This is a genomic window from Reinekea sp. (genome assembly GCF_982785585.1).
Genome location: NZ_CEYAVF010000009.1, coordinates 66,627 through 75,199 on the forward strand (window position 1 = coordinate 66,627; position 8,573 = coordinate 75,199).

Genomic DNA, 8,573 nt, shown 5'->3' on the forward strand with positions numbered 1-8,573 from the left:
AAATTTAAGCGCGAATTGCCCGGCCTGGAACGGCCGCCCTTTCCCGGACCCAAGGGCCAGCAGCTGTTCGAGACGGTCTCGCAGCAAGCCTGGCAGCAATGGCAAGAACACCAAACTCGGCTGATCAACGAAAAACATTTGGTGATGAGCAAGGCCGACGATCGGCGTTACCTGGGCGAGCAGATGACGCTGTTTTTGTCCGATGCCGATTTCGATCAAGCCGAAGGCTATGTGCCCGAAACCGAGTAAGGCCGCGGTTTGATGGGCTTGGTGGCTTAAAACAGTCGCTAAGAACGGTCCGTTAAAACGGACAGTCACTGCGGCCTAAAAAGCGCTCACCGCTAACCGGATGTTCAAAGGCTAGGGTCTCGGCATGCAGCAGTAATCGACTGGCCATCCGTTCGCTCTGCGGCGTACCATAGAGATCGCAGCCCAGGATCGGATGGCCCAATGCGGCACTGTGAATGCGCAGTTGGTGGGTCCGGCCGGTCAGCGGACTAAACCGGACTCGAGTACTGCCCAGCGCATCACCCTGCCCGGTTATCCGTTCCAGTACCCGATAGTGGCTACTAGCGGCCTTACCGCTGGTCAAACACACCTTCAAGCGCGGGAAATTAATCGGGTCTTTCGCTATGGGCAGATCGATCTGCCCGGTCTCTTCTTTGAGGCATCCGGCCAGCACCGCCTGATAGGTTTTAACCACGGTGCGGGCCTGGAATTGCCGATTGATATGGGCCGCAACCGGCTTATTCAGCGCAATCACTAAGACCCCAGAGGTGCCCAAGTCGAGTCGATGCAAGAGTAGCGCCGTGGGAAACTGTTGCACCAGCCGATAGTGCACTGAATCCCAGTTGAGCGGGTTTTTGCCCGACAGCGAGAGCAGCCCGCTCGGTTTGTTGATCAACAACAGGCTGTCGTCCTGATAGAGAATCCGGATCGCCTCGGAACAGGGCGGCGCGACGAAGGTGTCGATGGGCAGGCTCATCTATCCGGCCAAGTGGCTCAGCCCCTCATAAATCGCAAAACCCAGCCAACTGAGCACTAACAATAGCCAAGGCACCCAGTTCCCTGCCCCGCTGTCCGAAGACTCATCGACCAATGTCGTATCTTCTGCTGCCAGCTTAGCCGCAGCCGCCAGAGCCTTCTTGCGCTCCTTATCGCGCTCGCGGCCCTTGGCTTTTTGCAACTTCTTATATTCGGCAATGCCCTTCTCGATACCTTGGGCGACCAGCTTGGTTTGGGCCTTGGTTTGACCCGGCTTTTGATGCACATGGGCCATCTTTAGAGCATCGGCCTGAATTTCATTGGACAGTGGTTTTGCCATCGGCGCTGTTGAGCCTCGCAGTGTTGAACAGAATTGGATCGAGCAGGACACCTGCCATTGTTGCCTAAAGCCGTGGCCAGATCAATGACCGGGGTCGGCCACTGGCGCTCGGCCAGGTCTCTAACAGCCCGGGTAAACAGTGCTGTCTGGCGCGCCATATCTGTTATCCTGTCGGCCAAACTAAAGCAAGGATCCTCCGTGGCGCTCAAACCCGTAATCTACAAGTTGAATTTAAATTTATCGGACCTAAACCGACACTATTACCAAAGCTTCAACCTAACCATAGCCCAACATCCGTCGGAGAGTGACAATCGGTTGATGGCGCGATTGATGGCCTTCTGTTTCGAAGCCGAGGATGACTTGAGTTTTACCAAGGGCATCAGTGAGGTAGAGGAGCCCGATATCTGGGCACGCAGTCTCGATGATCAGATCAAGCTGTGGGTCGAACTGGGCGAACCGGCGCCGGAGCGGGTTAAAAAGGCCAGCCACCAATGCAAGGCGGTGCGCGTCTACAGTTTCAATACCAAGAGTGATGTCTGGTGGTCCCAGTCGGCCAACAAATTCAAAGCCCTGCAGGCCAATTACTACCAGTTTGACGCCGCCGAGATCGACCAACTCAGCAGCCACCTGGTGCGCACGATGAAGTGGTTTGTGACCATTTCGGAAGAGTCCGCCTCGGTCAATACCGACAGCGGCGAATGTGACATAAGCCGGCATACGTTGCACAGCATTGCAGCCAAGTAGCCCCCTGCCGTTCTGCTTAGCCGGGCCTTGGGGCAAGGGTAACTGGCCATACCGGAGATGATGAGAAACTGATGAAAAACCTAATAGCCAGCCTAATAATCCTCCTGACCTTGAGCGCCTGCGGCGGCGATAAGGCTGGCAGCGATGAACCGCTGTCGAACTGGCTGGAACAGGGCGTGCTGATCGATAGCCGCACACTCGGCGAATTCAACCAGGGCCATCTCGACCGGGCCATACTGGTACCCAATGATCAACTCAGCCGGCGCATCGCGACGCTCGCGCCGACGAAAGACACGCCCATTTTGCTCTATTGCCAAAGTGGCGGCCGTGCCGGTACGGCGGAGAAAATGCTGCGCAAGATGGGATACACCAAGGTTAAAAATCTAGGCGGCATCCGTCAGGCACGGCGTGCTTTGGCCGACTAAAGGCGAACTGGGTCTGGGCCAAAATGCTGAGTTTAGTCTTGTCGTATGGGGTATTGGCTGAGGTGCGGGGGAAGGCAAAAGAGCGCACGAAGAAGGCTCGGACGGAAAAAACCTGGGCTGGAGACAGCCCAGGTTAACAAAAAATTACATACCGTAGTAGGCGTCGGTCATTTCGCTGACCACTACATCTTCAACACCGGCAATCGAGCTCAACAGCGCGGTCAGATCGGTACGGTTGGCCTCAGTCGCAGAGCCGTAACGGGCTGCGGTGGTGACATAACCGACGAATTCGAACTTGCTGCCGCCGATATCGATCATCAGGTCTTGAGCATCGATAAAGTCGATCAAGGTATCAAAAAACTGCTCTGGATCCAGACCGGATTCCGCGTTCAGTTTACAGGAGAAATCAAAACCCATAACGGCGAATTCATCGAGGTATAATTTCTTTCTCAGGCGGCGGTTTTTAGTAGATGTGGTCATGGTGAATCCTCTGAATGCATAAACTGCGGTAAATCGAACACTGTAACGTCAAAACATCACGTCGGTTTAAAAAGAAGCGCACTATAGACTGCTGGCCACGGCGCTGCCAGCCCTATCTTGGCTTAGTTTGCCCGCTTGGCGGCAGACCGCTCAGGGCATCGGTTCGAATTCTTCAGGCTGAGCGCGCAGCAGCGCGCTATCGGTGCCGATCCGGGGGAGTGGCGCTGTTCGCCATCACACCAAACAGCGACTTGCCCGCCCGCCCCAAACGCGACCATTGCTCGCTCAAGTTCACATTGCCACGACCTTCTTGGCGGCGGCGATTGAGCTGCGTCTGCAGCCCTTGACTGTAATAGTGATCCAGCTGCTGGTGTACGGCAGGCAAATTAAAATGTTCCCGCTGGTCTGAGACCGACAAGGGCAACAGATTAGCAAAGCCCAACAGCTCACGATTGTAAGCCAGCGCCTCATTGATGGTTTTCGCCTTGGCGTTATCGGGCTGGTTTAGATCATAGGGTGGCTGCCAGTGCTCGACCGGATTGAGCAGGTCGACCTGGTTCAATAGCGCCAGGATCGGCGGCCGTTTGCGTGAACGTTGTTTATCCGCTTGGTAATAGGCTGTCATCGCACGTTGGAAATCCAGGTCGAGCTGACGCGAGGGCTGGCTGGCCTTGAGCACCCAGATAATCAGATCGCACTGTTGGATTTCTTGCACCAGTAACTCGGTGGTTTTCGCCTGGCCGTCCAGACCGGGCAAGTCGATCAGATGCAGGGCATCGTGACCCTCAATCCGACAACTGTAGACGCGCGCCGCTTGAGTGGTCGGTAACAAATCCACTTCGGCGGCCAGATCGAGGCTTAGCGCATTCACTAAGGACGACTTACCGGCACTGACCTGCCCCACTAGGCCGACCCGCAAGGGCTCCAATTCGAGCACGGGCCGCTGTTGGTCGACTAGGGCCGCCCGACTCTGACCCAGGTCGGCGTCGTCGACGGAAAAGCGACCGCTGTACAGATCGATACTCACCGAGACCACCTCTTGCATCAGCGCCCGCTTTAGGCGTACCTGGGATTCAGCGCCGATGCGCTTAATAAACTCATCGAACACCACCTTGCGCACCTCCGCGGCCACCGCGCTGACCGGATTAACCAATCGTAAGGCCCGATACAGATAGCTGGCGTAACGATAGACCTGACTGCCCTTGGCTAGGTTTTGCTTTTGCTCGAAGCCATATTTGAAGTGGCCGATGGTGAGTTTTTCGATCATCGGGACATTGTCTTTGAGCAAGATTCGATAACGCCGACTGATCTCTTCGATCAGTTTGAGCGACTCCGGCACAGTAAAGCTATAGGGCGCCTTGCCATAGTGCTGCGCCGTCTGCTGCATCAACACCAGGCCCTGTTCCACTAAACCGTCCCAGGCCAGCGGTTCCGTTAACTGGTTGCTGATACCTTGATTCAATTGGCGCCAAACTTCGTTATCGAACTCACTCCAATCGGCAGAGGCAATGACCAGGGCGGCGTCGGCTTCGAGGCTGAAGTCGGTCTTATGTTGCCGAGACCAAAACCAGAAAACACCATAGACCAACACCGTACAGCCGGTGATTAAGCCCAAGAACTCCAGGCTATAGCCCTGCTGGACCAGCGCGACGGTACCGAAACCGGCCAAAATCATAAAGGGAATTACCATCCCGATGGCCATAAAAGGCAAGATCCAGCGCGAGCCGCGACTGACTAGGTTGAATAGGCGTTTAAGGCTTGTTGGCGGGTTCGGACTTGGCACCGGGCGCTCCTGGTTTGGCGCTGCTAAAGGCCTCTTGATAGAGGCTCTGCAGCGCATCGCGCGACAAGGGTTCACCGCGACACTTATGAAATAAATAATGGCAGGCCACTCGACCAATAGCGTAGGTGGTACTAAAACTCATCACCGCGGCCGAGGCCGCACCCGCCGTTTGGCCGTATACCGGCAGCAACTTCACCAGCTGCCGGATGCCGAGCTTGGCCGCATATTGGATACCAAAACCGGTGCCCAAGGTGCCGAAAAACTCACTCATCTCGCGCCGGCCCCAGTGCACACCATAGTGCTGGGCCAGGCTGTGGAGCATTTTAGCTTGCAGCAAGGGCACCGACACCAAGCCGACGCCGGGTAAGGTATCGCTGGTGCCGGCAATCCCGGCGTACCAGAGCAGTTCATTTTTCAGCTGCAGAAAACTGTCTTGCTCCAAATCTTGCTGTTGCTCGCGCTCCTGAGCCAGCGCCAAGATTGGCAGTAGGGCGCCGAGAGCGGCCAATAGATCGACCTGACCATTGCGCTCGGCGTCGGCGCTAACTAGGTCGACCGCCACGGCCGGTATAGCCTGACCCCAGAGCTGCTCGACCTGAGCTTGATTAAAGTGCTGGCAACGTTGCCGGTCGTCCGCATCGGGCAGCAGATTCAGGCCGGTATGGACCAAGAGGATCTGGCGTAGCCCCTTGTTCTTCTTAATTTGTCGCAAGGCCCCGAGCACGCTGCTCTGCTCTGGGTCATCGAGTTTCATCACCAATACTACTGCGTTACTGGTGGCTTGCAACACGGCTATATCGGCCTGGGCATCATAGTCGGCCTCGGCCAAGCCGCGGGTGTCGAGAAAGCGAAACAGGGGTTTATCCGGGGGGAAATCGTAACTGTGTGAACTTTGCGTACACGGCTTATAGCCGGCACCGATTTCGACCTCGGTATCGGCCGTCACCACCCGCACCAGCGACGACTTACCCGCCCCGGTCTTGCCTAATAACCATAGGGTAGGCAGTTTATTGGGCTCGATATGATAGTTCGCCTCGATCGCCTGATTGCGCGCCGGATTCACTATCTGGCCCAGGGTCCGTTGCGTCGACTGGGCCGCACCCTTGAGTTTATCGAACATTATTGCTCCTGATGATCAGACCAAGCCGCACTGTAACACCAAAGTATAGGCATCGGCTTGGCCTGCATTATGGGCCGAATTGGCCGCCCGGTAAGCTAATGTTGGGGCAAATAGGCTCTGCTACAAGCGATTGGCTTCTATAACTATTAGCGATTGAGGCCAAATTTGTATAAATACCCAGTATCAAAGCGGGTACCCCTACCGGTAAACTATCACTCTGACGCGCACGGCCTAACCTAAACGATTCCATAAGGATCTCTTTCATGACTTTTCCGACCGAATGGTCTAATAATGTAGTTATTGTCAGCAACCTCGCCGACAATCCGTTTGCTATTGATGTTGCCTATGCCATGGGCCAGCACGAGGACATAGCCGACCTTATTAGTATGAAACAGTTCATGAATTCTGAATTTTGCCCGCGCTTTATTTCCGATGAATTGGACTTCGACACCATCGGACACAGCCTAGTCGGTAAGACAGTGGTGATCGTTAGCACCAGCAGCCATGTCAAAACACGCCAGGAACTGGCGATGCATAACCTGATTATCGCCCGTGGCGCGAAAGAAAACGGCGCAACACGGGTGGTATTGGTCGAGCCGGACCTGTTTTTCAGCGCCCAAGACCGCGGCGCACGCAGAGGCCTGGGTGAAACCCTGTTTGAACGCGATATCCACGATATCAAAAAGTTCGACGGCCAGGCTTTTACCTCCAAACTCTATGCACAGCTGCTCAAGCTATCTGGTGTCGATACGGTCTTGACCATTCACAACCACTCGCATTCGGTGCAAAAGATCTTCAGCGATGTGTTTGAAGGTGACTTTCACAACCTCATTCCCTATGAAATCTACTCCCACTACCTGCTCAACTCCAACATCCTCAACTACGGCCCCGAGGGTGAAGGCTTGGTGCTTTGTGCACCAGACAAGGGCGCGCGCGACTTCGTCAAGGTCATGTTCGAAACCCTGGGCTTGGCCAAAGCCAAATTTATCATGCTCGATAAGATCCGCAACTCCGAGCGCAAGGTCGAAATTTCCCTGCACAAGGAGAGTGAGCATACCTTCGAAGGCCTGGACGGCTGCAGCATCGTCCTATTCGACGACATGGTCCGTACCGGCTCAACCGTGGTGCAGTCGTGCCAGTTCCTCAAGCAGCTGAACCCACAGCGCATGGTGTTTGCCGTGTCCCACTTCTATGCCAGCGACGAGGGTCGCGAACGCATGGCCCATAAGGCGATCGGCGAGATCCTCACGCTCAATACCCTGCCGACCATCCTTAACCGCGATGAACAGGGCCGACTGCGCAAAAAGTTGGTCGTGCTGAAGGTTGAAAAATGGATTGCCCAAGAACTGTGCGCCATTCTCGAAATTCCACAGGCGATCGAAAATAATCCTTATAAGATTGACATGTCATCGAAGAACCCGCGCTTTAAACGCAAGATCTGGTTCAGCGATGAACTCGGCGACCTCTAAACCGGCCTCAGACAGGGGCAAGGGCAGTTACCCTGCCCTACCCCCTTACAAGCACAACCATTCCTACATGCCCCCTGTTTAGGCACAGCCGGACGATCCGGGTCGACCACCCCAAATCGGAGCAATGCTGTGCATCCGAACTAAGGCCGATTCGCTCACATTATCGCCAATCGACAAGTTTCTTTAAAAAAATCAAACATTTAGCAAAATAGCTATTGACGAGTTGGCCGAAAATCCGTTTAATACGCCCCCGTTGACGCAATGAAATTTAGCGGCTAACGACGCCCAGATAGCTCAGTTGGTAGAGCAGGGGACTGAAAATCCCCGTGTCCGTGGTTCGATTCCGCGTCTGGGCACCATTACAAATTTCACGATCGAGCCTACAGCAATGTGGGCTTTTTTGTGTCCGGCGTTTGGCGATCGTATCAATCCCAAACTGGGACAGATTTATTAAATTTTAAATTTTTAATATGCTACCTACATGTCCTATAGTTTGTAATCTCGAAACGAAGCAAAAGGAGTTTGCTATGCCAAGGATTGGAAGAGTGGTGGCCCCAAATATGCCACATCATATCGTTCAGCGCGGACACAACAAGAATGCCATATTCGTAGAGAATGCAGACTATTCCTATTATCTCAACACCCTGGTTAAATGGACACGGTTACTGTCAGTTAATGTTTACGCCTGGTGTTTGATGACTAATCACGTTCATTTACTGCTCGACCCCGGCGATAATGTAAAAAGTATTGGATTACTGATGAAGCGTTTAGCTGGGCGGCAGACACGTTATGTCAACAAACAAGAACACCGAACAGGATCACTGTGGGAGGGTCGTTATAAAATGAGTATTGTCGAAAGTGATTCATACTTCCTGCAATGTTGTCGCTATATTGAACTAAATCCAGTCAAGGCGAAGATGGTTGCCCAGCCAGAGCATTATCGATGGTCAAGCTATCAGGAGAATGCAGGTCTATCACCACCCCAAATAATTGATCGCACTGCGTTTAAGAAACTAAATGACATCGGTTTTAATCATTACAGAGAGTTTGTAGCGAAAGGCTCCTCTATATCTGAAGCAATTTTCATATCCCAGATGCTTGAAAGCAATCGCCTTACGGGTAAGGCTCCGTTCGTCGAGGAAATCGAGCTACGAACAGGAATAAGACTAGAATTCAAACGTCCAGGTCGGCCAGCCAAAGAGCACAAGATCACCAATTAATAAATTTG

At 53.8% G+C, this 8,573-nt stretch carries 10 protein-coding genes and 1 tRNA gene; 6 read left to right on the forward strand and 5 right to left on the reverse strand.

Annotation, left to right across the window (positions count from 1 at the left end; genetic code table 11):
• On the forward strand, positions 1-249 hold a 249-nt coding region (locus tag AC4FIC_RS05750; RefSeq protein WP_490359381.1), incomplete at its 5' end, for an oxidative damage protection protein.
• Positions 250-301: 52 nt separating this feature from the next.
• Here AC4FIC_RS05750 and AC4FIC_RS05755 read toward each other — a convergent pair.
• Both AC4FIC_RS05755 and AC4FIC_RS05760 read right to left on the reverse strand, forming a co-directional pair.
• Positions 302-985, reverse strand: a complete 684-nt coding sequence (locus AC4FIC_RS05755; RefSeq protein WP_100258070.1) for an RluA family pseudouridine synthase — start codon at positions 983-985, stop codon at positions 302-304.
• Positions 986-1,324 (reverse strand): DUF2956 domain-containing protein, encoded by a 339-nt coding sequence (locus tag AC4FIC_RS05760; RefSeq protein ID WP_100258071.1) that lies wholly within the window; start codon positions 1,322-1,324, stop codon positions 986-988.
• Positions 1,325-1,522: 198 nt separating this feature from the next.
• Here AC4FIC_RS05760 and AC4FIC_RS05765 point away from each other — a divergent pair, with 198 nt between their 5' ends.
• A complete protein-coding gene (locus tag AC4FIC_RS05765; RefSeq protein WP_100258072.1) occupies positions 1,523-2,068 on the forward strand; it encodes a YaeQ family protein in 546 nt (181 codons plus the stop codon).
• Positions 2,069-2,139: 71 nt separating this feature from the next.
• On the forward strand, positions 2,140-2,493 hold the full coding sequence (locus AC4FIC_RS05770) for a rhodanese-like domain-containing protein (RefSeq protein WP_100258073.1): 354 nt from the start codon (positions 2,140-2,142) through the stop codon (positions 2,491-2,493).
• A gap of 144 nt (positions 2,494-2,637) precedes the next feature.
• Here the strand turns inward: AC4FIC_RS05770 and AC4FIC_RS05775 are convergent, their stop codons facing one another.
• The 3 genes from AC4FIC_RS05775 to AC4FIC_RS05785 form a co-directional block, all read right to left on the reverse strand.
• On the reverse strand, positions 2,638-2,973 hold the full coding sequence (locus tag AC4FIC_RS05775; RefSeq protein WP_100258074.1) for a YggL 50S ribosome-binding family protein: 336 nt from the start codon (positions 2,971-2,973) through the stop codon (positions 2,638-2,640).
• 196 nt (positions 2,974-3,169) lie between these two features.
• On the reverse strand, positions 3,170-4,756 hold the full coding sequence (locus tag AC4FIC_RS05780) for a GTPase family protein (protein ID WP_287438619.1): 1,587 nt from the start codon (positions 4,754-4,756) through the stop codon (positions 3,170-3,172).
• Complete coding sequence (locus tag AC4FIC_RS05785; protein WP_100258076.1) at positions 4,725-5,876, reverse strand: YcjF family protein; 1,152 nt, start codon at positions 5,874-5,876, stop codon at positions 4,725-4,727. The genes AC4FIC_RS05780 and AC4FIC_RS05785 overlap by 32 nt, the downstream gene beginning before the upstream one ends.
• A gap of 263 nt (positions 5,877-6,139) precedes the next feature.
• On the opposite strand from AC4FIC_RS05785, the gene AC4FIC_RS05790 reads away from it, so the two are divergent.
• The 3 genes from AC4FIC_RS05790 (at position 6,140) to AC4FIC_RS05800 (ending at position 8,565) form a co-directional block, all read left to right on the forward strand.
• A complete protein-coding gene (locus AC4FIC_RS05790; protein ID WP_100258077.1) occupies positions 6,140-7,345 on the forward strand; it encodes a phosphoribosyltransferase family protein in 1,206 nt (401 codons plus the stop codon).
• A gap of 283 nt (positions 7,346-7,628) precedes the next feature.
• Positions 7,629-7,704: transfer RNA gene (locus tag AC4FIC_RS05795), tRNA-Phe, on the forward strand.
• 168 nt (positions 7,705-7,872) lie between these two features.
• A complete protein-coding gene (locus AC4FIC_RS05800) occupies positions 7,873-8,565 on the forward strand; it encodes a transposase (protein WP_100258078.1) in 693 nt (230 codons plus the stop codon).
• Positions 8,566-8,573 lie beyond the last annotated feature (8 nt).